Source organism: Helicobacter sp. MIT 05-5294, assembly GCF_000765675.1.
Lineage (GTDB): Bacteria > Campylobacterota > Campylobacteria > Campylobacterales > Helicobacteraceae > Helicobacter_D.
This window is the reverse complement of the sequence record NZ_JRPA02000068.1, coordinates 1-935: the sequence shown is the minus strand read 5'-3', so window position 1 is coordinate 935 and position 935 is coordinate 1. Positions and strand designations below refer to the sequence as shown.

1 protein-coding gene is annotated in these 935 nt (G+C 31.1%); it reads right to left on the bottom strand.

The window, feature by feature from the left end:
• Window positions 1–935: hypothetical protein (locus tag LS69_RS10675; RefSeq protein WP_194145502.1), on the bottom strand; the 935-nt coding region annotated here is incomplete at both ends.

Below are 935 nucleotides of genomic sequence, written 5' to 3'. Positions count from 1 at the left end.
ATTTTCTTCTTGTTCTTCATACAAGAATAATTCACATTGGTCATTTGGTTTGGTAGAATCTGATGAGGGATTATTAAGCAGAGAGCAATCAATGGTATTTCCTTTTATGCTTACAAGATAAAGATAAGTGTTAGAGGGTTTAGTAAAATAGGTTTGGAGAGTGAAAGAGGAATCTTTCAAAGAATCCCTAAAAGAATCTTGGCTTAATGATTGGGATTCTTGAAGAGTTGGATGATGGTTTAGATTATTATTTGGGGTTTGTGTTTGCGTAATACTAGATTGTTGAATCTTTAGATTATTATTTGGATTATTTGTTATAGGATTGGAATTTGGATTGTTATTGTTATGAAGCTTTAAGGGTTCTGTAACAATAATTAAAAGATTTTCTTTTTGTTTTTGATTATTTTGATAAGCATTTAATGCTTGTTGGACTTCATTATAGTTTGCGTTATTGACAATATAAATGTTTTTTAATTTGAAGCGAGATTCTTCTTTGCTTTGGGAATTGTCTTGTGCATTGCTTTGTAAATCACTTTGGATTGTGGCTTCTTGCACAGAATCTTTTGTATTGGATTGTATAGTGTTTAGATTTGTGGAATCTTGGAGTTGTTTAAAATCTTTAGTGTTTTGAGAAGCATTGCTTGGGTTATTGCGTGTGGAATCTGTATTTTGTGGAGAGATTTTAGAATCCTTTATATTGGAATCTAAAGTAAAGGTAGTGAAGTCTGCATTATTTTCAAACTTTGCTTTAGGGATTAGAGAATTAAGATATGCAACATAAGGATTTAGAATCTTTCTTAAAGGTTTTAGTTCATTGGGATTAATATAACCACTGCGGTAGATTGCGTAGTTGCTAGAATGCTTGGGGTTTTTGGCGTAGGAAGAATTTTTAATCTTATATTCTTGTGCCACTTCTGAAATTGTATTTGTCATTT